The organism is Corynebacterium sp. HMSC056E09 (genome assembly GCF_001813425.1).
GTDB lineage: Bacteria > Actinomycetota > Actinomycetes > Mycobacteriales > Mycobacteriaceae > Corynebacterium > Corynebacterium hesseae.
In genome coordinates this window covers 1-20891 of the sequence record NZ_KV812486.1, presented here as the reverse complement: position 1 = coordinate 20891, position 20891 = coordinate 1, and the positions used below count along the sequence as shown (strand labels likewise).

General features: G+C 61.2%; 21 protein-coding genes and 1 tRNA gene. 17 read left to right on the top strand and 5 right to left on the bottom strand.

Features of this window, described 5'->3' with window-relative positions; translation table 11 throughout:
- The first annotated feature begins 1 nt into the window (after position 1).
- The 9 genes from pknB (at position 2) to HMPREF2912_RS02885 (ending at position 7677) form a co-directional block, all read left to right on the top strand.
- Positions 2-1942 (top strand): Stk1 family PASTA domain-containing Ser/Thr kinase, encoded by a 1941-nt coding sequence (gene pknB, locus HMPREF2912_RS02925; RefSeq protein ID WP_070683181.1) that lies wholly within the window; start codon positions 2-4, stop codon positions 1940-1942.
- 68 nt (positions 1943-2010) lie between these two features.
- Positions 2011-2286, top strand: coding sequence for a cell division protein CrgA (crgA, locus tag HMPREF2912_RS02920; RefSeq protein ID WP_070533546.1), 276 nt, complete (start codon positions 2011-2013; stop codon positions 2284-2286).
- A gap of 15 nt (positions 2287-2301) precedes the next feature.
- On the top strand, positions 2302-3378 hold the full coding sequence (locus HMPREF2912_RS02915) for a sensor histidine kinase (protein WP_070683180.1): 1077 nt from the start codon (positions 2302-2304) through the stop codon (positions 3376-3378).
- Positions 3379-3426: 48 nt separating this feature from the next.
- A complete protein-coding gene (locus HMPREF2912_RS02910; RefSeq protein ID WP_070683179.1) occupies positions 3427-3636 on the top strand; it encodes a hypothetical protein in 210 nt (69 codons plus the stop codon).
- Positions 3637-3645: 9 nt separating this feature from the next.
- Positions 3646-4299, top strand: a complete 654-nt coding sequence (locus tag HMPREF2912_RS02905; RefSeq protein ID WP_070683178.1) for a response regulator transcription factor — start codon at positions 3646-3648, stop codon at positions 4297-4299.
- 109 nt (positions 4300-4408) lie between these two features.
- Positions 4409-5068, top strand: a complete 660-nt coding sequence (locus HMPREF2912_RS02900; RefSeq protein WP_070523305.1) for an ABC transporter ATP-binding protein — start codon at positions 4409-4411, stop codon at positions 5066-5068.
- 2 nt (positions 5069-5070) lie between these two features.
- Positions 5071-5898: a hypothetical protein gene (locus tag HMPREF2912_RS02895; RefSeq protein ID WP_070523267.1), complete on the top strand. Its 828-nt coding sequence runs from the start codon at positions 5071-5073 to the stop codon at positions 5896-5898.
- A gap of 10 nt (positions 5899-5908) precedes the next feature.
- Positions 5909-7042, top strand: coding sequence for a histidine kinase (locus HMPREF2912_RS02890; RefSeq protein ID WP_168162978.1), 1134 nt, complete (start codon positions 5909-5911; stop codon positions 7040-7042).
- Complete coding sequence (locus tag HMPREF2912_RS02885; RefSeq protein ID WP_070562142.1) at positions 7039-7677, top strand: response regulator; 639 nt, start codon at positions 7039-7041, stop codon at positions 7675-7677. The genes HMPREF2912_RS02890 and HMPREF2912_RS02885 overlap by 4 nt, the downstream gene beginning before the upstream one ends.
- A 310-nt stretch (positions 7678-7987) precedes the next feature.
- On the opposite strand, the gene HMPREF2912_RS02880 is transcribed toward HMPREF2912_RS02885, so the two are convergent.
- Positions 7988-8632 (bottom strand): rhomboid family intramembrane serine protease, encoded by a 645-nt coding sequence (locus tag HMPREF2912_RS02880; protein WP_070683177.1) that lies wholly within the window; start codon positions 8630-8632, stop codon positions 7988-7990.
- 71 nt (positions 8633-8703) lie between these two features.
- The gene (locus HMPREF2912_RS02875) at positions 8704-9234 is read right to left on the bottom strand and encodes a peptidylprolyl isomerase (protein ID WP_039672975.1); all 531 of its coding nucleotides are present in this window, start codon (positions 9232-9234) and stop codon (positions 8704-8706) included.
- Between the two features lie 69 nt (positions 9235-9303).
- On the opposite strand from HMPREF2912_RS02875, the gene HMPREF2912_RS02870 reads away from it, so the two are divergent.
- Positions 9304-9954, top strand: a complete 651-nt coding sequence (locus HMPREF2912_RS02870) for an HAD family hydrolase (RefSeq protein WP_070683176.1) — start codon at positions 9304-9306, stop codon at positions 9952-9954.
- A gap of 2 nt (positions 9955-9956) precedes the next feature.
- On the opposite strand, the gene metE is transcribed toward HMPREF2912_RS02870, so the two are convergent.
- Positions 9957-12221 (bottom strand): 5-methyltetrahydropteroyltriglutamate--homocysteine S-methyltransferase, encoded by a 2265-nt coding sequence (gene metE / locus HMPREF2912_RS02865; protein WP_070683175.1) that lies wholly within the window; start codon positions 12219-12221, stop codon positions 9957-9959.
- Complete coding sequence (locus HMPREF2912_RS02860; protein WP_070562153.1) at positions 12218-13141, bottom strand: methylenetetrahydrofolate reductase; 924 nt, start codon at positions 13139-13141, stop codon at positions 12218-12220. The genes metE and HMPREF2912_RS02860 overlap by 4 nt, the downstream gene beginning before the upstream one ends.
- Positions 13142-13515: 374 nt before the next feature.
- Between HMPREF2912_RS02860 and HMPREF2912_RS02855 the strand changes: the two genes are divergently transcribed.
- From HMPREF2912_RS02855 to HMPREF2912_RS02835, 5 genes are all read left to right on the top strand, one after another.
- Positions 13516-14391: a hypothetical protein gene (locus HMPREF2912_RS02855; RefSeq protein ID WP_070562156.1), complete on the top strand. Its 876-nt coding sequence runs from the start codon at positions 13516-13518 to the stop codon at positions 14389-14391.
- Between the two features lie 171 nt (positions 14392-14562).
- On the top strand, positions 14563-14766 hold the full coding sequence (locus tag HMPREF2912_RS02850) for a hypothetical protein (RefSeq protein ID WP_070523292.1): 204 nt from the start codon (positions 14563-14565) through the stop codon (positions 14764-14766).
- 71 nt (positions 14767-14837) lie between these two features.
- Positions 14838-16412, top strand: a complete 1575-nt coding sequence (locus HMPREF2912_RS02845) for an ABC transporter transmembrane domain-containing protein (RefSeq protein WP_070683174.1) — start codon at positions 14838-14840, stop codon at positions 16410-16412.
- Positions 16409-18202, top strand: a complete 1794-nt coding sequence (locus HMPREF2912_RS02840; protein WP_070683173.1) for an ABC transporter ATP-binding protein — start codon at positions 16409-16411, stop codon at positions 18200-18202. The genes HMPREF2912_RS02845 and HMPREF2912_RS02840 overlap by 4 nt, the downstream gene beginning before the upstream one ends.
- A gap of 22 nt (positions 18203-18224) precedes the next feature.
- Positions 18225-18716 carry a GNAT family N-acetyltransferase gene (locus HMPREF2912_RS02835; protein WP_070683172.1) on the top strand — a complete coding sequence of 164 codons (492 nt, stop codon included), beginning with the start codon at positions 18225-18227 and terminating at the stop codon, positions 18714-18716.
- 42 nt (positions 18717-18758) lie between these two features.
- Here HMPREF2912_RS02835 and HMPREF2912_RS02830 read toward each other — a convergent pair.
- A tRNA-Ala gene (locus HMPREF2912_RS02830) sits at positions 18759-18831 on the bottom strand.
- A 169-nt stretch (positions 18832-19000) separates the two neighbouring features.
- Here HMPREF2912_RS02830 and HMPREF2912_RS02825 point away from each other — a divergent pair.
- Both HMPREF2912_RS02825 and HMPREF2912_RS02820 read left to right on the top strand, forming a co-directional pair.
- Positions 19001-19879: a polysaccharide deacetylase family protein gene (locus tag HMPREF2912_RS02825; RefSeq protein WP_070683171.1), complete on the top strand. Its 879-nt coding sequence runs from the start codon at positions 19001-19003 to the stop codon at positions 19877-19879.
- Between the two features lie 174 nt (positions 19880-20053).
- A complete protein-coding gene (locus HMPREF2912_RS02820; protein WP_083312473.1) occupies positions 20054-20860 on the top strand; it encodes a DDE-type integrase/transposase/recombinase in 807 nt (268 codons plus the stop codon).
- Positions 20861-20891: the final 31 nt, after the last annotated feature.

The window sequence follows — 20891 nt, the reverse complement described above, 5'->3', positions numbered from 1 at the left end:
CATGGTCAGTGATCGGTACCACCTCCGCCAGTCCATCGGCACCGGCGGTATGTCCGAGGTCTACGAGGCCGAGGACACCGTCTTGGGGCGCACCGTTGCCATCAAGATGCTGCGCCCCGACATGGCGCGCGATGTTAATTTCCGTGAGCGCTTCCGCCGCGAGGCCCAGAACTCCGGCAAGCTCAACCACCCGAACATCGTCGCTGTCTTCGACACGGGTGAAAAAGACATCGACGGCCTGATGGTGCCCTACATCGTCATGGAATACGTGCAGGGGCGCACCCTGCGCGACATTGTCCGTGAGGATGGCCCCATGCCGGTGGAAGAAGCCGCGCGCGTGCTGAAGCCGGTAGCGGATGCCCTTCAGTCTTCCCACGAGGCAGGCATCATCCACCGCGACATCAAGCCGGCCAACATCATGCTCACCAACACCGGCCAGGTGAAGGTCATGGACTTCGGCATCGCCCGCGCGCTGGATGATTCCACGTCCGCGATGACGCAGACCTCCGCCGTCATCGGCACCGCGCAGTATCTTTCCCCGGAACAAGCGCGGGGCAAGCCTGCCGACGCCCGCTCCGACGTCTACGCCCTGGGCTGCGTCATGTATGAAACGGTCACCGGGCGCACTCCCTTTGAAGGTGAGACACCGTTTGCGGTGGCCTATCAGCACGTGCAAGAGGAACCAACACCGCCGTCGGACTTCATCACTGCGGACCTCACGGAACGGCAGCGACTCGGCGTTGACGCCGTTGTGCTCACGGCGATGGCCAAGCACCCAGCGGACCGCTACCAGTCCGCGTGGGAGATGGGCGATGACCTCGAACGCTTATCCCAGGGCCAGCTGCCCGAAGCGGCGCGCTCTCACGTCAACGACGAGGATCACCCCACCACGATGGTGGCACCCGTGTCCGCGCAACACCGCGCGCCGGTGGCCTCCACCCGCCCCTCCGACGATGAGGAATCTGGCTCCGGTCTCAAGTGGCTGGCGGCGTTGCTCGCCGCCTCCCTCGTCGCCATCATTGGCTACTTTGCCTGGGATTTCTGGGATAGCTCCCGCCAGGAGGCCCGTGAGCGCGAACAGGCTCAGCACGAGGCGGCCAAGCGCTCTGACATGGTCACGATCCCGAAGGTGGCCAACCGCCCACGCAATGAAGTGGTGGCGGAGCTGGAGAAGCTTGGCTTGTTAGTGACCGTCAACGAAGAGCCCAGCCCCGACGTGCCGCGTGGCAAGGTTATCCGGGTCAACCCGGCGGAAGGTTCGGAACTGCAGAAGAACTCCTCGGTCACGTTGACTGTGTCTTCCGGCAAGGAAGTCACTGAGGTCCCGGATCTCACCGGCATGAAACTGGATGAAGCCACCACCGCGCTGGAGGAAGCCGGCCTGGAGCTGAATACCGACGTGGAGCAGGTCAATGACGAAGCCCCCACCGGCCAGATCATTTCCCAGAACCCGGCGGGCGGCACGCAGCTGTCCAAGGGTTCGAAGGTCCGCATAACGGTGTCCAAGGGCCAGAAGGAAGTCAGCGTTCCGGACGTCAGCGGCATGGACCGCGATCGCGCGGTGGAGATGCTGTCCTCCATGGACTTTGATGTCACCGTGAATTCGGTGGATTCTGAGCTGCCGGAAAACCAGGTGCTCAAGGTCGTCGAGAAGGGCCAAAAGCTTCCGAAGGGCAGCCCTGTTACGCTGGAGGTCTCTAACGCGATGCTCATCCAGGCACCGGAGCTTGTGCACTCCACGCAGCAGGAAGCTGAATCCGCGCTGCGCGCCAAGGGCTGGTCCGGCTCCTTGGAGGTAGGCGAGCGCATCCCGACGTCGAACCCGATCGACAGCAACAAGATTGGGTGGGCGTCGGCAAGCCGCGGCGATGTCATCCGCAAGGATCAGACCATCCAGGTCCGTTTCTGGGAGTTTGACCCGGCAGCACTGCTGCCGCAGTAGCTCTCAAGGCCGCAGCTGCTAAGGTATCCCACAGATTAACCACCCCTATTCTTCGTGAAGGTGTAATAATGCCAAAGTCCAAGATCACGACGGAGGGCTCCGCACTCCCGCAGTCCTCCAGCTCTGCTACTAACCGCACCCCGGTCAAGATCAACTCTGAGGGCACCCCGAAGTGGTACATCGCCATCATGCTGGGCCTCATGCTCATCGGCCTGCTCTGGCTCGTGGTGAACTACCTGGCGGGCGAGTCCATTCCGTTCATGCAGGCACTGGGGCCGTGGAACTACGGCATCGGCTTCGGCTTGGCCATCATCGGTCTCCTGATGACGATGGGTTGGCGTTAGCTTTCAGCGCCGCCGATGAACTCCTCGAAGTTCTATAGCATCGCCGGCGTCGGCTGCATCATTTTGGTGATGCTCACCGTCACGGTGGATAAAAACTTCCTCACCCCCGGCGCACTCGTCCTCGCCGGCCTCGGCGTCACCCTAACGCCGCTGGCCGTCCGCTACCCACGTGTGGCGGCCTGCGGGTATGGTGCGCTTTTTGCGCTGGCGATGTGGTTTTCCGATTGGCGGTCATTCCTGCTCTTGGCGTGGAGCCCCGTCATCGTGGGCATCGTGGCGTTTCGCACGCGCTGGCTGTGGGCGGTTCCCCCGGCGGTGGCGTACACATACCTGATCACGACGGATCCGTCGAAGAATTATCTTCCTGATTTTGATCCGCTGAACCTGTCGACGCCGCTCATCTTATATGCGGTGGCCATCGTCATTGGGGCCGCGCTGCGCAAAACCCGGGACCAGCGTCTTGCCGCTGAGCAACGCGCCGCAGAAGAGCGCGAGGCGCTTATGACAGCCCTCCATGATTCGGTCGCCGCGACCTTAACCTCCGTGGTTATGCGTTCTGAGACCCTAGCGCTGACCCAAACGGATCCCTCAGCGGCCGACTCCGCAGAGGCAATTGCTGACGACGCCCGCCGCGCCATGGGCGAGGTGCGCGATCTATTGCGCGTGATGAAGAACGAAAGCGTGACGAAGGGGGTCAAGTCCTTGGAGGAAGACCTCGACACTATGGTCAGCTTCCTGAGCAGTCATGGTTTTCAGTGTGAGCCGCAGATAACAGTGGACAAGAATGGCCAGCTTGCACTGCCGGAAAAGCTCTCCCTCGTGTTCTCCGAACTCGCCGTGAACATCCTCAAGTACGCCCGCCCTGAATCCCGTGTAAGCATCGAGGCAACGAGCACCTCCAAGACCATCGACGTGGTGATCACTTCCGTGATTGCGGCTCAGCAATCACGCCAATACATGACAACGAATCTGGGCTTGGGTGAAATCGCACGCCGCGTTCGCCGAATGCACGGCAGCTTCGGCAGCGGCAAAGAAGGCGAGCACTGGGTCACACGCCTTTCCCTTCCCACCGCCAGCCTCAGAAAAATATAGTAAGCTTTCCCGGTAGTCCGCCGTTTCTTAAATTTAAAAAGGTTTGACATGCGTACTTCCCTCGCCGTTGCCGCCGCAGCTCTCGCGCTGTTTTCCGCACCAATCGCCAGCGCCGCTGAGGCTCCTGCTGAAACCACCGTTGACACCGCTACTGAGAACACTGAGTCCACCGGATTCACCTTCTACAAGTCTTTCGCGGGCGAATTCACCGACCACTTCCGTTGCTCCAACAACCCCCAGCTCTGGTGGTGCGGCTAAACTGTTGCCATGAGCATTCGGGTTTTCCTCGTTGACGATGATGAGCTCGTTCGCTCGACGCTCCGCGTCTACTTCCAGACCACCGAGGACATCAAGGTGGTCGGTGAGGCAACCAACGGCGCCGATTGCTTAGCCCAGCTTGAAGAAGCCAAGCCGGACCTCGTCCTCGCCGATATTCACATGCCGCACATGGACGGCATTACGCTGCTCAAGCACCTTAACTCCGCGCCGAATCCCCCGACGTTTTTGGCCGTCACCGCCTTCGACTCGGATGACACGATGCTGAAGATCCTGCGGGCGGGCGGCGCGGGCTATATCTTGAAGAACCAGCGCCCGCGCTCCATCATCGAAGCGGTCCGCGCCGCCGTGGAGGGCGGCACCGTCGTGGCACCCGCCGCCATGCACCGTTTGGTGGACTACATTGGGGAACCCGCCACCCCACGCGACCCCGTCGCCGCCGCTATTGAGAGCCACGAGCTTCACGACGCCGAAATTGCCGTCCTCAAACTCCTCCTCGCCGGCAACTCCAATTCTGAGATCGCTGCCGCCACCCACTATTCCGAGTCCGCCGTGAAGAAGCACGTCTCACGCCTCATCACCATCTTCGGCGCCAGCACGCGCCTGAACCTGGTGGCCAAGATTCTGGGCGGCGCTGGCTCTTAAGCCCGACCCAACTCTGCTCGGTTAACGGGCTTCTCCCCCAAATGGCGGAGGCTAAAGATTGCCTGCTTAGGCGATGTTTCTCATGCCCCTGATCAATATCGTCAGAGGTATGAACACCGTATTCACTGCTCGAGACATCACCGTCTCCTTCGCCGGACATGAGGTTGTCCACGGCGCGAACCTCACGGCATCGCCCGGACGGATCACCGCTTTGCTTGGTCCAAACGGCGCCGGCAAATCCACCACGCTCCGGGCTGCCCTCGGCTTGGTGAAAGCCACCGGAACGAAGCACATCAATGGCACCATCGGGCTGCTCCTCGACGATGGCGGCCTCGTTACCAGTCTCACCGGGCGTCAGCATCTCCACGCAATGGCGAGGCTATATGGCGTCGATAAGTATCGGGTACAAGAGGTTTTAGAGCTTGTCGATATGTCGCACCGCTGCGACCGGCAGCTCAAAACTTACTCGTTAGGCATGAAACGGCGTATAGCGCTAGCGGGAGCTCTGTTACAAGATCCCGACATCATCATCTTGGACGAGCCGTCCTCTGGTCTTGATCCTGACGGCATTCGTTGGCTGGGCGAAGTCTTGTGTGCGGAAGCTTCCCGTGGGAAGGCAATTATCATGGCAACCCATCATCTGGCTGAAGCGGCCGCAGTCGCCCACGACGTAGTCATCATTTCTCGTGGTCACACCACATTCACAGGCGTTCTCAGTGAAATCCCTGACCTTGAAGCCGCCTACTTCGCCCACGCTACGAAAGGCTAGACATGAAATCCGAGCTTTATACCCTTCGTCACCTCCCGAACGTGCTGATCGTCGCGATACTCGCAGTTATGATGGCGGGCATCAGCGCTGTCCTGCAGTGGGCACTTCCGTTCCTTTTGAAAATTGACCCGCCACAAGTCGGTGACAGTCCAACAGGCCAACAGGTGCAGGCGCTTATCGACGGCTCCGACCCCACGACGTCCAGTTTCCAATTGGCCGCCCTCGATATCACAGGTTCTGGCCAGTCCACAGGCATTTCAATCTTCCTCATCGCCATTGTTGCACTCACAATCACTGCAGCTAGCTACCCATTTTCCAGTGGTGCAGTGGTGTGGAAGGTGGTTGGCGCTGGTTCGCGTATGAAATGGGTGCGTTCTTTGATCGCGGCTGTACTTAGTACCGTCCTCCTAGTATGCGTGGCAGCGTGCGTTCTTAACTCACTGATCGCACTGGTTGCGGCTCCGATGAATGATGTTTCTCTGGTTGCTTCTGCTTCTAATGTCGCTGTCGTGTGGCTGCGAGGCAGCTTGGCCGTGCTACTACTGACCCTCGCGATCATCGGTGTCGTATTAGCCATACGGAGGATCGGTCCAGCCATCGGCGTTATTGTCGCAGTGTTGATGGCAGGAGTGATCTTAGGAACTATCGGCGTCATGGCCGGGTGGGAACCGTATCTTTACAGTTGGCTTCCTTCTTCTGCTGTGTCAATTGCTGGTGGACAGGGGGCAACGCAGACTATGAATCCATGGGTAGGTATTGCTGTACTTGCCGGCTGGTCGGTTGTGAGCATGGGACTTGGGCTCACCCGCTTTTACAGGGCAAATCTTTAACATGGACTTCATGAATCGCCTTTCAGCCAGAGACATCGCTCTCGCTGTCATCGTTCTATCCCTTGACCTCGTTGGGTTCCTAGTGGCTAGCTCGATGGAACCAACCCCCTTCAATACCGCATTGTCTCCAGCGCAGTTCTGGCTGATTCTTGTTGCCATCATTGCCAAAGGCATCCTCCTGCTTTGGCGCCGTAAATTTCCCTTAAGCGTCCTACTCGGGATTTCTGCTACTGAGCTTTTGTGGTCCCTCTACTGTCTCGTCACCGCAGACCACAGCCTCGGCTACAACGGTATCGCTGCCTCGGTGGCTGCGTTTTCGCTAGCGCTGCACACGAAGTCAAAAACTCGCGACTCTATTTCCCTCATTATCTCGGGTCTCATTGTCGGCACCCTCCGCGCCATTGCCATGCCACCGCTGGGAGGAATCGAGCCTCCGCTTTTTACTCTGCTCACAGCCTTGGGCTGGCTGCTCCCCCTCATAGTGTTCTTTGCTATTGGACTCGCTGTCCGCAATAACCGTGAGCTCACCGCATCCCTCGCCCGCCAAGCAGAACTCGCTGAGGAAAACGCCATTGTCGAAGAGCGCGCCCGCATTGCGCGGGAGCTTCACGACACCACCGCCCATCACCTCTCAGCCATCGCCATCCAAGCTCAAGCCGCACAGGCATGCATCGATGTCAACCCCACCGCTGCCAAAGAGCATCTCCAACACGTGACCTCGTCGACGACGAAGGCACTCCAGGATGTCCGCGCGACCGTTAGCAAGCTTTCGGTTTCCGATGCCGAAATACACCGCATCCCTCAGCCGACAAATCTGTCTGCGCTAATTTCGGAGGTTCGCGCTCTAGGGCAGGCAGTAACGTTTTCGGACACCTCCCACTTGTCGGAGGGCGAGTTGATCGCGGCTTATCGAATCACCCAAGAAGCTCTGACAAATGCCCGCAAGCATGCAACAGGCGCGCCTGTTGATGTCATGTTGAGCGATGATGAACTGCGGATAATCACCCGCGGCACTTTCACACATAGCCCCACGGGCCGTGGCACCATCAGCATCCAAGAGCGCGCCCGAGCTGTCGGTGCAACCGCTTTCAATGAACCTACCGAAGATGGTTGGCTGGTGCTCATTACCTGGAGGAAGCCATGATTCGAGTCTTGTTAGTTGATGACCAACCTCTGATCAGACAGGGATTAAAGGCAATCTTCGAGGCCACCGGTGAGATCAAAGTTGTGGCTGAGGCAGCTTCCGGGAATGAGGCGATAGCAGCTGCAAAGGCTCGCGACATTGATGTGGTGTGCCTCGATATCCGCATGCCTGACGGGGACGGGATCTATGCAACCACGGAGATTAACAAGCAAGACAATCCCCCAGCAGTCATCGTGATCACCACCTTTGACCTAGACGAATACGTCTTTGGTGCCCTCGAAGCCGGTGCCTGTGGCGTCATGCTGAAAGACTCCCCAATGATCGACCTCATCCAAGGCGTCAAACACGCGGCCTCAGGTGAAGGCATGGTCGACGCTGCGGTTACTAAAAGGGTGATTGCGGAATTTGGTCGGCGGAAAGCGCGGGCCACGGTAGATTCAGCCCTACTCACGCCGCGCGAACTCGATTGCGTACGGGCCCTGGGCAAAGGATTGACCAACATCGAAATCGGGCGCGAGCTGTATTTGGAGCCCTCTACGGTCAAGACTCATTTGTCATCTGCGATGGCCAAAGTTGGAGCTAGTTCGCGAGTACAGCTCGTGATCTGGGCCTTTCGCGCAGGAGTGGTGAGCTAACGAGGGGGCGCAGTTCCCAACACCACCTCGCAGCCGGAGCACTGTTAACACCTTGGGTACAAAGTTATCCACAGGGTGGGGATAACTCTGTGGAGAACGAATTCCACAGCCTTTCTCCACACCCTGTGGATAAGTGTTTTCACGCTTCCCACAGCCCGCACAAAAACTTCGAACACAACCTAATACGCTGCTGATCTGCGGTTATCTTGGCCCACACGTTCGGTAAATTACAAAAATGTAGTTATCCACAATGTGGATAACTTATGTGGAATTCTTTCGCACAGAGGTTTTGGTGGATAACACGCCCGAGTTATCCCCAAAGCCCAGCTCGCAGCGCCGCTGCAACAGCAGCTATCGCCCCGATAAGCCATATCCCCAGCCAACGCAGCCACGTGCGTTGGCGAAAGAGGAATGGCGCCAACAGCAGTCCTGTGAGCAAACCGCCCAAGTGCCCCCACACGGAGACGTTCTCCGCCACAAAGCTGTAGATAACGTTTGCTACGACCAAGACGATGGGCGCGCGCAGGTCTAAACCGCGGCTGCGGTACACACCAATGAGTAGACCCATGAGCGCAAAGAGAGCACCGGAGGCGCCCACCGTGGGTGTCCCGAAATCCATCCACAGCACCGCGGCGGAAGAGCCCACAATGGAGATGAGATAGGCCGCCGCGTACAGCGCGCTGCCCAGGGCGCGTTCTACTTCCCTGCCCACAAAGAACAGCATCACCATGTTGACCAAGAGGTGCCCGGCGTCGAGATGCATAAAGCCCGCGGTAATGACAGTTGTGGGGTGCTCGGACACTTCAGGGCCCCACAGCGTCCAGTTTTGGGCCAGCATGCTGCGATAGTAGGGCGCGGAGAGGGACGAGCCTTGAATGGCCGCGGCACACCAGGCACCGATACACAGCACCATAAGCACCAGGGTGGCCGGTGCTGATTTCAGATAGTTCTTCACGCAGACTCCTAAAACAACGAGCCCGCCACCACATCACGTGGCAGCGGGCTCAGATGAAAAGCTAAGAACGCTTAGGCGATCTCGATGGACTCAATGACAACGTCCTCAGCCGGACGGTCCATGCGGTCGGTGGAGACCTTCGCAATCTTGGACACGACTTCCTGGGAAGCCGCGTCGGTGACCTCACCGAAGATGGTGTGGTGGTTGTTCAGGTGCGGGGTCGGCGCCACGGTGATGAAGAACTGGGAGCCGTTGGTGCCCGGGCCGGCATTCGCCATGGCCAGCAGGAACGGGCGGTCAAACTGCAGCTCCGGGTGGAACTCATCCTGGAACTGGTAGCCGGGGCCGCCACGGCCGGTGCCGGTCGGGTCGCCGCCCTGGATCATGAACTGGTCGATGACGCGGTGGAAAATAGCGCCATCGTAGAACGGGCCGGACTGCTCGCCCTTGGCGTTCTGGGTGGTGTAGTCCTTCTCGCCCTTAGCCAGGCCGATGAAGTTCTCAACGGTTACCGGTGCGTGGTTACCGAACAGGTCGATAACAATGTCACCGTAGTTGGTGTGCATCGTTGCAGTTGCGGTCTTCTGAGTCATGCCAGCCATTGTATGGAAATTTCCACCATTTCGTTGTTCCGCCGCGACGCTGTCAGCGATCTGCGTAGGGTTGCAAGCATGATTCGCGCCGTTCTCTTCGATCTCGATGACACCCTCATGGACCACACCGCCGCGATGCATGCGGCCGTCGAGGAGTGGCTGCCGGGCGGGCACCATGAGCGCTTCGCGGAGATCGAAAAGAAGTGGTTCGCCGCCTACGAGCGCGGCGAGGTCACCCACCAAGGTCAGCGAGTGGAGCGCTGCCGCGAGTTCCTGGGCCGCCCGGAGATGACGGAGCAGGAGGCGCTGGCGGAATATGCCAAGTATTTGGCCGCGTATGAAAAGCACTGGCAGGCGCTTGGCGACGCCCTCCCCGCCCTCCAGCACGTCCTATCCCTGGGCCTCAAGGTCGGCATTCTGACGAACGGTGCGCGGGACATGCAGGAGGCAAAACTACGGGCGGGCGGGCTCGACCTGCCAGGCGTTGAGCTCTTTCCCACCGTGGAAATGGCTAAGCCAAAACCGCACCGAGAGGCCTACCTCGAGGCTTGTCGGCGCCTAGAGGTAGAGCCTGGCTCCACGCTCATGATTGGTGATTCGGTGGCTAATGACGTCGAGGGTGCACGTGCAGCGGGGCTCAAGGCACTGCACTTCGATAGGGCCGGAAACGGAGACATCGCCGCGCTCAGTGAGCTGACGGCGATGAACGGTTTAAATCTTTGGATTTAAACCTAGAGGCTAGAGCGGACCTCGTCGCGGGCGAGGACCATATTGCGCAGGGAAGCCTCGGTCTCCTCGTAGCCGCGGGTCTTCAGGCCGCAGTCCGGGTTGACCCACAGGCGCTCCACAGGCACGTTCTTCAGAGCGGCGCGGATGAGCTCGGCCATTTCCGCCACGGACGGGATGCGCGGGGAGTGGATGTCGTAGATGCCCGGGCCGATCTCGGAGTGGAACTTCTCATCGATGTCCTCGAGCAGCTCCATGCGGGAGCGGGCGGCCTCGATGGAGGTGACATCGGCGTCGAGGCCGGCGACGGCGTCAATGATCTGGCCGAACTCCGAGTAGCAGAGGTGCGTGTGGATCTGGGTTTCAGGCTTCGCCTGCAAGGAAACCACTCGGAAGGAGCGCACGGCCCAGTCGAGGTAGGCCTTGCGGTCCTTCTCGCGCAGCGGCAACAGCTCACGCAGGGCGGGCTCATCGATCTGGATGATGTCGATGCCGGCCTCTTCGAGGTCGCGGACTTCGTCGGCCAGCGCCACGCCGAGCTGGTCGGCGGAGACGGACTGCTGGACGTCATCGCGCACGAAGGACCAGGCCAGAATGGTCACCGGGCCGGTGAGCATGCCCTTGACGTGCTTCTCGGACAGGGACTGCGCGAACTTCGCCCACTCGGTGGTCATAGCCTTCGGGCGGGAGATGTCACCAACCACGATCGGCGGACGGGTGCAGCGGGAGCCGTAGGACTGGACCCAGCCGTTCTCGGTGACGACGAAGCCGTCGAGAAGCTCGGCGAAGTACTGCACCATGTCGTTGCGCTCCGGCTCGCCGTGGACCAGGACATCAAGGCCTAGGCGCTCCTGGAGCTCGATGACGGACTTCACCTCGTTGCGCAGGGCCTCGGTGTAGTCGGCGTCGGAGAGCTCACCCTTGCGGTGCGCGGCGCGGGCGGCGCGGATCTCAGAGGTCTGTGGGAAGGAACCGATGGTGGTGGTCGGCAGCTGCGGCAGGCCGAGGGCCTCCTGTGCCTTGTTGCGCTCAGCGAACTCCGGCTGGCGCTGGACCTGGCCCTCCGGCAGCTGCGCGGTGCGCTCCTGCACGGCCTGGTTGTGGATGCGGGAGGACTCGGCGCGGGTGCGCACGGCGCGGTCGGCCTGCGCGTATGCCTCCGGGGCGTCGAGCGGGCCGGCGGCGAGTGCGACGACCTCGCGGACCTTCTCGTCGGCGAAGGCGAACCAGGTGGCAACGTCGACCGGCAGGGAGGTCTCCGCCTCGACGGTGTGCGGGACGTGCTGCAGGGAGACGGAGGTGGTTACGGTGACGCCTTCGCCCAGGGTCTCGAGCTTTTCGCGCAGGTCGCGCAGGTTGGCGGCCCAGACGTTGCGGCCGTCGACGAGGCCGGCGGCGAGGTGGGTGGCTTCGGCAAGCTTAGCGACGCGCTCGAGGTAGGAATTGTCCAGCGCCAAGGTGCCCACTGAGAGATCCACCTGGACCGCTTCCGGCTTGAGCTCAGCGATGACGTCAAGGCCAGCATTGAGGGAACCATAGGGCGTGGTCAGGTAGACCTGCGGGCGCTTCTCCGCGCTAAGGATGCGGCCATAAGCGCTCTTGAGCGCGGCGGCGAGGGTGGCGTCGTCAGCCGCGGCGAGGTCAGCGACCAGGGCCGGCTCAACGAGCTGGAGCCACTCCACGTTGGCGTCGGCAAGCTGCTCCAGCACGGTGAGGTAGGAGTCCACGAGCTCATCGAGGCGGTCGAGCGGCTGTTTGGTAGCGCCCTCGGCCTGCTTGGACAGGGCCAGCAGGGTCACGGGGCCAACGAGGACCGGGCGCACGGTGTGGCCGGCGGCGCGAGCCTCCTCGACGATCTTCAACACGCGCTGGGGGCGGGCACTAAAGGTCTGGTCATCGCTGATTTCAGGAACAATGTAGTGGTAGTTGGTGTCGAACCACTTGGTCATCTCCAGCGGCGCGGTGTCCTTGTTACCGCGGGCCAGGCTGAACTCATCATCGAGGCTCTCGCCCTGAGCAGCGCCCACGGTCAGCGCTGTCTCGAGGACATGGTCGTAGTAGGCAACGTCCGCGGGGATGGCGTAATCCTCAGTGAGCCCCAGCTCCTTGAGACGGGCGTAGGTATCGAGGCGCAGGGAGTGCGCGGCCGATTCAAAGGTCTCGGCGTCGATCTTGCCGGACCAGTAGGACTCCAGCGCGCGCTTAAGCTCACGATGGGCACCTACGCGGGGATAGCCCTCAATCGTTGCCTTGGGGAATGGTGCGGTCATGGGGTAACTCCAATTCGATGTAGCAGGTCAGTCGTAATGTCTGGATTGTTATGCGTGTAGATGTGCAGCCCGTCGGCGCCGGCGTTCATCACCGATTTCGCCAGGGAGGCCGTAAGCTGCATCCCGATTTCTTTCTCTTCCTCGGGGGAGGTCGCTGCCGCGAGCTGATCGAGCACCTGCGGTGGCCCGTCCAGCCCGGACAGCTGGCACATTCGCTCCACCCGAGCACGGCTAGTCATCGGCATGATCCCGGGGATGAGCGGAATGCGCACGCCCGCCAGCCGGGCGCGCTGGGCGAAGCGGACGTAATCCTCCGCGTCAAAGAAGAGCTGGGTGATGGCGAAGTCAGCGCCGAGGCGCTGCTTGGCCAGGAGAACGTCGATGTCCTCGTCCGCCGTGGCGGACTCGGCGTGGCCGTTGGGGTAGCAAGCCACGCCCACGGCCAAGCGCCCAGCGGCCAAGCGCGCCACGCGGGCAGATTCCCAGCGGCGAATGAGCCGGACGAGGGAGTCGGCGTGCGGCAGGTGGCCTTCGGGCATGCCACCCTCTGGCAGGTCGCCGCGGAGCGCGAGAAGGCCGCGCACGCCGGCGTCGACGAGCGTGTCGATCCAGCCAACAAGCTCTTCCTCCGTGCCGGCAGTGCAGGCCAGGTGCGCCAGGGGGCGCATCGCGGTATCGCGCGAAATCTTCTCAATGAAGGCCGCGGTTCCCTCCAGCCACCCGGAGCGCTGAGAGCTGGTGACGGCGATGTAATCGGGGTTATATGCGGCAAGCGTGTCGAGCAAACGGTCAATCTTTTTGGCGTCCGCATCGTGGCGCGGTGGGATCACCTCGAAGGAGAGAGCGGTGCGCTGTGGGCGCTTAGGCGTATCTTCGCTGATTTGGTCTAGTGGCGCGGATGCGGAGAGTCGCGGGGACATGCTCACCTCCTCTGCAGGTTATCGTGGTCGGTCATCTGTGCTGTTGGTGGAAAACGTACCAAGCTGTCCATTTTGAGCGAAAGCATTTAGTCAATGGTCATACCTTTCCAACCCGGCCAGCTGCACCGTTACCCAAACCTGTACTGAATAAAAAGGCCACTGTTCCGTACAAAGCTGTCTATTTTCTTTGAACCGCTCCCTCCTTGCGGCCCGTGGTGGCAGGACGTGGCTGCCGCCACTACGCTGAAAGGGAGTATCCAGCGCTAACGCGGACACACATGTGCAGTGTCCCGTCCGGCGCAGACAACCACTCCATAAACAGTTACCCACCGAGCAATCGCCTCAAGCATTGACGTAAAGGAGCATCTCTCCCGATGAACCCCACCGCACTGTCCACAGCAATTAGCGCCACCTCCGCCCTGGTGGAGCGCCTCAAGGAACGCCGCGATGAAAAGGCCCGCGAGGCCTACTCCGTCCTGGAGACCGCCGCCGCCCGCATGGAAGAGCGCGATGACGAGTGGTTCCCGGAGGCACGCCGCGAAGCCGGTGCCGTGACCAAGGCCGCGCATGCCCGCCTCGAGCGCACCCTCGAACAGCTCAAGGAGCGCAGCGAGGAAGCAACCGAGAAGCTCTCCGCTGCCGCCGCAGACGCCCAGGACAAGGCCACCAAGAAGTGGGAGAAGACCCAGAGGCAGGCTGAAAAGAAGGCCACCAAGGCCCGCAAGCAGGCCAAGAAGAAGGCTTCCAAGGCTGAGAAGAAGGCACAGAAGCAAAGCGCCCAGCTGCAGAAGAAGGCCCGCGCCATCAGCGGCAAGGATAAGAAGAAGGGCTCGAAGATCTGGCTGATCTCCGCGCTGGTTGCCGCCATTGCTGCCATCGGCGGTGGCATCTACTACTTCTTCACCCAGAAGAAGGAGAAGGAATCCGCCGTCCCGCCGCGCGTTGAGGACTTCTCTTCCCCGTCCGCACCGCAGGGTTCCACCTTGGTCTACACCTCCACCACCGAGGATGACGCCAAGAAGGAGTCCGACTTGGCCGAGGAAGGCGTCGTCGAGCGCGATGAAGAGCTGCTGGGTTCCCTCGATGAGCAGCTGGCCAAGCACCGCGAGGAAGAAACCGCCATCCAGGACGCCGTCGAGACCGAGATCGAGGTCAGCAACGCCGACAAGAAGGATGCCGACACCTCCCGCATCACCGATGATCACGAGTCCGAGGGCAAGCACCGCCTCCAGACCGAGGACGAGAACTAACCCCCCCCCCAACCTTGGGGGTGCGCATTTCGTTGCCTTGATCTCACTGCGTTGCCCCCGCGCGCCCGACCTGCTTGAATTGAAGGCTAATCGGCATCGATCCTCAAAGATCGGTGCCCGCGCGCTGTTTTGCGCGGGAAGCCCTATCAACAGCAGGCAAGGAGATCAGGCATGAGCTTTGAGTCGCTCGTAGTCAAGCTCAAGAGCGGGGAGACCTTTTATTTCCCCGCAGGTGCCGTGAGCGGCGATCCGTCCACCCGCGTGGATAACCTGCGCTTTGCCATTGAAAACGGCACGCAGTTTAACTCCGTCGATGATTATGGAGTCGACCGCGAGTTCAACGGCTATGACGTGGAGAATTACCACCTGGCTTAATTCCCCACAGTGAGTCACCGATCGTAATCTGAATCACTCATCCATCCTTTTGCGCTATAGGATGAGTCTTTATGACTCACTATCCACGTATGCGGACGTGGTCGTGGTATCTCCCCGATGAGCCACCTACCGGCGAGGTTTCCCTCACCGAGACCACCAACTTCTCCCGCCCAGCTAAAGCCACGTGGCGTCTGCTCGGCGCCCAGCGCACCGGCGTTATCGGCATCTTCGTTGCCACCCTCATCAACGCGCCGCTGGGCGCGTTGGTCTCCGTCATCATCGGCCAGACCACGCAGTATGCCTTCTCCGAGCCCTCCTGGCGCACCGTAGCGCTGCCGCTTGCGGCCACGGCGATCCTCCTCTTCATCGCCTATATCTGCGAGGCCACGGCGGATGCTTTCACAGACTTATCCCAAGCACGCACCACTCATACGCTGCGCCTAAACCTTCTGGATAAGTTGCTGGGCGCTTCCACCGCAGGCATTAGCCCCGGCCGGCTGCTCAACACGATGGATGAGGATTCGCACTACATCGGCCAACTCAAGCAGATCCTCAACTTCCCACTGGTCATGGTGGGCTACCTCTTGGGCGCGGTGGTCAGCCTGGCCCCGATTTCCTGGCAGGTCTCAGCTGTGCTGCTGGTTGGCGCACTCGCCACCGCGCTGGCCTCCTGGGCCACCACGAAGCCGCTGACGAGGATCGCCGCGCGCCGCCGCCAGTTGGAGAACACCGCGCTTTCACTCGCCACGGACTTCGCTCAAGGCTCCCGGGTCATCAAAGGCCTCGGCGCCAAGGACATCGCGCGCCAACGTTTTTCCGACGCCGCCCAGAACTCCTTGGGCGCCATGCTCCGCGAGGCCAAGCTATCCTCCCTCATGGCCTGGCTGCGCCAGATGGTTCCCGCCTCCTTTGCCGTGGGCATTCTTGCCTGGACCTCCTGGGAAACCTTCGAGGGCCGCATCGCCCCCGGCGGGATGATGGCGATCACCATGCTCGTCCCGCCCGCGCTCACAGCATTAGGTGTGTCTCTCGGCCTGCTCACGGAGAACTGGGCGCGGGCACGTGCCTCCGTGGAGCGCGTCGGCGAGCTGCTCGGCCAGCTTTCTTCCAACACCACTGAGGCCGCCGGCACGCCGATTAACCTCTCCCCCGGCTTGCACGTGTGGATGCCTATCAGCACAAAGGGGCGCAGCACCGTGGACTCTTGGGTGCGCTACCTCCATGAGCACGGTGCCTTGTGCCCGCCCCACCGCATCTCCGTGTTGGAGGGCACCCTGCAGGACAACGTCGATCCGCTGCGAAGTGCTAGCGCTACGCAGCTTCACGCCGCCCTTTACGCCTCCGCCTGCGAGGATATTGTTATCCGCCTCGGTGGGCTTGGTCCCAACGGTGAGCTGCCCACCGCGCCCATCGGTGAGGCGGGCCTCAACCTCTCCGGCGGCCAGCGCCAGCGCGTCGCGCTTGCCCGCGCGCTCGCCCTCGACCCCGATGTCCTCGTGCTGGACAACCCCACGACGGGGCTGGATTCGTTGACCCTGGCGGACGTCGCCAAGCGCGTGCGTGAACTGCGCGCCGGCAAGACCACCATGATCATTACATCCGCCTCCACGTGGGCCGCCAACGCCGATGAGGTGGTGGAGCTATGAGCCAGCAGGATCGCGCGGATGCCCTTGCACCTGCCTCCCCGCGGGAGTGTCTCCGTTTTCTGAAGACCCTGCCCAGTGCGCCCAGTCGGCTTGGCATCGCCCTTTTCTTCGGCCTGTTTACCGTTACGGTCATCATGATGAACCTGGTCTCCCAGGTGCTTGGCCGCGTCGTGGACATCATCCAGGGCGTGGAGATCCCCATCCTTGGCACGGGGCGCGCAGCCATGGTGGGCGCGCTCGTTGTTATCGCGGTGGGCTTCCTCGTGGAGGTCACCGGCCGCACCGTGGGCCGCTTATTGGTTACCTCCACCACCCGCCGGCTCTCGGTGGATCTGCGCACCTCAGCGCTGGATTCCACCCTCGGCGCCCCCGTGCCCGCCGTCATGGAATTGGGCACCGGTAACATCATCACGCGCCTATCCAAGGACATCGACACCGTCGTCATGACCATCTCCATGATGGGTGACCGCCTCGTGCTCACGCTCTTCATGCTGCCGCTGACCGCGCTCATGATGATCTTCATTCACCCCGCTTATGCGCTGCTTTTCATCGCGGTAAGTTGTCTGCTCTACCCCTTCATCCGCGGCACCATGCGGGATATCCCCGCCGTGGCCAACGAGGTGTCCTCGGTGGAGGCCTACCGCAACAACGTGCTGCTGGACACGATTCGCGCCCTGGAGACCCTCCGCCAGTTCTCCCTGAAGGATTGGGCGCATGCACGCATGGAGCGCTATTCCTGGGACACGGTACAGGCCTGGGGCGACAAGGTGCCGCTCATCAACCGCATCCTGGGCCAAGGCGCCCTGGCCTTCGCGGTGTTGCTGCTGGGCTCCGTCCTCATGTCCGTGCCGATGGTGATGTGGGAATGGTTGACACCTGGCGAGGCCACCGCCGCCGTGCTGCTGGTCATGCGGTTGGAGATCCACGTGTTCAACATCCTCTTCTTCGCCGGCGAGATCCAGCATTCCGTGACGTCCCTCGGCCGCGCGGTGGCCCTGGCCACCTTGGACAACAGCGCTGGTACGAAGGAGCTCAAGGACACTCCCCGGCTGAACGACGCCCCCACCATCTCCATCGAGCACCTTTCCTACGCCTACCCCGGCGGGGCACGCGTGCTTGACGACGTCTCCCTGACCCTCACCGCCGGCACCACCACCGCCCTGGTGGGTACCTCCGGTGCGGGTAAATCCACGCTCGCCGCCCTCGTGGCGGGCCTGCAGTACCCATCGGCGGGGAACATCAGCCTCGATGGCATCGATACCGCCTCAGTGCCCAATACGTGGATTACAGAGCACGTCGCGCTCATTACCCAAGAAGTCCATCTCTTCTCCGGCACCTTGCGCGAGGACCTGCTCCTGGCCAAACCTGACGCCAGCGATGAGGATCTATGGCAGGCGCTTAACACCGTGGGCTTGGATAAACATTCGCGGTGGCTGCCCCAGGGCCTCGATACGCTCATTGGTGCAGGCAACGAGGAGATTGGCGCTGAAGCCGAGCAACAGCTTTCCCTGGCTCGCATGATCCTGCGCCAGCCGCCGGTGCTCATCATGGATGAGGCCACCTCCGAAGCCGGCTCCGAACACGCCGAAGTGCTCGAACACGCCGCTAAGGCAGTCACGAGGGGCCGCACCGCGCTCGTCGTTGCCCACCGCCTGGACCAGGCCCGCGAGGCCGACCGCATCATCGTCATGGAACAGGGTCAGATCGTTGAGGATGGCACCCACGCCGAGCTGATGGACCTGGGCGGGCGCTATGCCTCGGCCTATTCCCAATGGGAGCACGGCTCATAGGTGGTGCACGCCGCGTCCTACCATGGAAGCTATGCATCTTCTTTCCCTCACCGAAGCTGACCGCACCTACCTCGCCCGCATCAATTTCCTCGCCGATACCTTCGGCGATGAGCACAAGGAACTCCCTGAAGGTTTCGAGGAAGGCTTTGACTACTACCTCGGCGGTTGGGAACCTTCCCGCGGTGGATTCATCGCCTGGGAGGGCCACGTCCCTGCTGGTGGCGTGTGGCTGAACTGGGGTACAGCGCAGCGCCATGGTTTCGGCCACGTTGCCGAGGGCATTCCGGAGCTCGCGCTAGCTGTGGAACCTCGCTTCCGCAGCCAAGGAGTGGGCACCATGCTTATCGACGCCGCCACTAACCTCGCCCGCGAGATGGGTGCTCCGGGCATCTCGCTGTCGGTGGCTAAAGACAACGACCGCGCCCACCGTCTCTACCTGCACCTCGGCTTTGAGCCGGTGGGCGAAAGCGATGGTCACATCGTCCTGGTCAAGCGCTTTAAGGCTGCTGAATAACCCAACCGGAAAAGAAAGGGCGCTCACTGTGTGAGCGCCCTGTGGAGCATAGGGGAATCGAACCCCTGACCTTTGCATTGCGAACGCAACGCTCTACCAACTGAGCTAATGCCCCAATACCTGTAGAGCGTACTCCTCCCAGTAGAAGCAGCGAAATCACCCTAGGACGGGTCTAGCGAAACCTCAGGAGTTAACTTCTTTCACTCTAGTTGCGTGTCACTAGGGATAATTCACCTTCACCGGGCAGACAATAAGGGGTCTGAAAAAGTCTGTGGAAGGTTGTCATGCGCCGAAAAAGTGTTCTTGTCCGCTCCCTCATCGCCCTTGCAGCAGCCGCGGCCCTGCCCAGCACGGCTACCGCTGCGGAGCTTCCCCAGCCGGTGATTCAACAGCCGAAGTTGCCACAGCTCCCCGACGTCCAGAAGGACCTTAAACAACTGGAGCAGGACGCCTACGACGCTCTTCCCAAGGAGCTGCAGAACAACCCCATCTTCGCCGGCTCCTCGCGGCCGGCTGCGAAGCCCGCGCCGACCGGCAAACAGCGCTCCCAATCGGTTGCTGATTCCACCTGCTCCAATTGCGTGGCCATCACCTATGACGATGGCCCTGGCGAGTTGACCGCTCAGCTCCTCGATACCCTGAAGGCCAAGGACGCCCACGCCAGCTTCATGGTCTTAGCCCCCAGTGCCTCCACACACCCGGAACTGCTGCGCCGCATGAAGGCTGAGGGCCACACCGTGGGAAACCACACCGCAACCCACCGTGAGCTCAACAAGCTCTCCCCCAGCGACGTAGACGGCGAGATCAAGGCCGGTGCCGCGGCCATCAAGGCAGCGACGGGTGAGAACCCGCGGTGGATGCGTCCCCCGTACGGTGCCACCAGCGGCACTGTGGAGGCCGCTGCGAAGGCTAATGGCCAGGCACAGGCCCTGTGGTCCGTCGACACCGTGGATTGGAAGGACCGCAATTCTGAGCACGTTTGCGAGGCCGCAGTCAACGGCGCGCAGCCCGGCTCCATCGTCCTCATGCACGACATTCACGCCACAACCGTAGGGGCCGCAGACTGCGTCATCGACGGCCTGCGCGCGAAGGGCCTGGAACCGGTGAGCCTCGACCGCCTCATCCCCAATCCCGAGCCCGGCAGGCAGTACTTCAGGCGATAGTGCACGAAACAGCCAATTAGGTAACTCAAACCGTCAGCAATATGCGGTTCACTTGCCCCTTAGCTGCTAGGTAAGACTTGTGATGTCTAGCGACTTTTTGGACACGGAGTCCAGGATGTTTTTGGACGGGATGTCTAGTGGCTTTTTGGACGTTTGCGGCGGTGGAATAGCCGGATGGCTATTCCATTGCATAAGCGTAGAAAGGTCGCAGATTCCGATCCCGTTCGTGACGGCAAGACGGTCACACAGTTTTGCAAAGAATTAGGGATCTCGCGGCAGACGTACCACAACATCAAACACCGGATAGCGCAGAAGGGGCGCGCAGGTATTGTGCCGGATTCGACTGCCCCGAAGAATCCGATTAAGAAGTTTGACGAGGCCGATAAAATCGCAGTCGTCCACGCCAGACAACAGTTAATGGAGCAAGGCTTGGATTATGGGCCTTGGTCGATCTACTACTTTTTGTTCGACACTGTAGGCGCAGATTACACCCCATCGCGTTCTACAATCGCCTCGTGGCTGCATGAACTGGGGTTTGTTGATGCCAATGCCCGCAAACGGCCACGCAGCTCCTATAAGCGCTTCGCCCGTGATCGCGTCGGTGAACTCTGGCAAATCGATGGACTGGTCTATCGCCTCTTTGACCATGCCCACACACATGTCACGATTTACCAGATTATCGATGATGCCAGCAGATTCGATGTCGGAACCACAGCGTTCGCCCTGCCAGAAAACGGTACTGACGCACGCGCCGTACTGGCCGCAGCGTTCGCTGCCTACGGCAAACCTCAAGAAATCCTTTCCGACAATGGCGATGCGTTCGCCACCTACCACCGTGGCTTTCTCTCTGCTACTGAAACCTGGCTCGCCAGCCAAGGTGTTCTTGCTATTGCTGGTTTCGCCCCGACAACCCAGGGAAAAGACGAGCGCTCTCACCGCACGTTGACCCAGTTCCTCGATGCACGCCACCCAGTCAGCTGAAGCGTCCTGGGTTTAGTTCCGCTTCTTTTAC